The organism is uncultured Paracoccus sp. (assembly GCF_947487305.1).
Taxonomy (GTDB): domain Bacteria; phylum Pseudomonadota; class Alphaproteobacteria; order Rhodobacterales; family Rhodobacteraceae; genus Paracoccus.
The window spans coordinates 1-652 of the sequence record NZ_CANKWH010000084.1 but is presented as its reverse complement, the minus strand read 5'-3'; the positions used below and the strand labels follow the sequence as shown (position 1 = coordinate 652).

General features: G+C 67.6%; 1 protein-coding gene. It reads left to right on the top strand.

The features are described from left to right. Positions 1 to 652 (top strand): type VI secretion system tip protein TssI/VgrG (gene tssI, locus Q1A36_RS21360; protein WP_299848198.1); only part of this gene is annotated, 652 nt, incomplete at both ends.

The window sequence follows — 652 nt, the reverse complement described above, 5'->3', positions numbered from 1 at the left end:
CGCCGACCGCGGCGATGGAGACCGACCGCACCGGCGATGCTGCCCACAGCCAGGGCCAGATCGAAAGCTTCGACTATCCCGGCGACTACCTGGCGCAACCGGTAGGCAAGCTGGTTGCTGGCCTCAGGACCGAACAGGAACGCGGTGCCGATCGGCGCAACCGGGCGGTGGGCGATTGTGTCGCGCTCGGCGCGGGGATGCGGCTGACGCTCTCGGGCGATATGGTTCCGGGGACCGGGGAAAGCTATCTCTGCCTCTCGGCCAGCCATCATTTCGTCAGCGAGGCTTACGGCTCGGGTGGACCCGGCAGCGATGGCTATGCCTTCACCGGCAGCTACACCCTGATGCCGGATACCGCCCCGATGGTGCCGCCGCGCCGCACGCCGGCCGCCGTGGTCCAAGGCCCGCAAACGGCGATGGTGGTCGGCGAGGGCGAGATCGACTGCGACGAATATGGCCGCATTCTGGTGCGCTTCCACTGGGATCTGGCGGGCGCCCATTCGATGCGCTGCCGGGTGTCGCAGAACTGGGCCGGCGCCGGCTGGGGCGGGATGGTCATCCCGCGCATCGGCATGGAGGTCGTGGTCGAGTTCCTCGAAGGCGATCCCGACAAGCCGCTGGTCACAGGCAATGTGTTCAACGGCAAGAATGA